We start from the raw sequence: 206 nt of genomic DNA, 5'->3' as shown, positions 1-206 counted from the left end.
TCTGGACGATCGTCTGCAGCGCGTGAAGCTTACGGATGATGAGCGCAACGCGGCTCTTGCACCTTTCGCGCACCAGCAAGAAAGCGATCGGGGTGTGCCGGTTTTGATCGAAGACCCCAAGCAGGCGGGGGTATCGATCTGGAGGCGGTTGCAGGTTTTCTTCGGTATGTTGCTTCTGATCCTCGTCGGTGTTGGCGGCTTCTGGC

1 pseudogene is annotated in these 206 nt (G+C 58.7%); it reads left to right on the top strand.

The features are described 5' to 3' along the window. Positions 1-206 (top strand): annotated as a pseudogene (locus AF337_RS33065) (hypothetical protein); the annotation flags it as partial.

Origin of the sequence: Rhizobium ecuadorense (assembly GCF_001187535.1) — a bacterium.
Taxonomy (GTDB): Bacteria; Pseudomonadota; Alphaproteobacteria; order Rhizobiales; family Rhizobiaceae; genus Rhizobium; species Rhizobium ecuadorense.
Note: the sequence above shows the minus strand (reverse complement) of the source record. Positions and strands in the feature narration are given on the sequence as shown.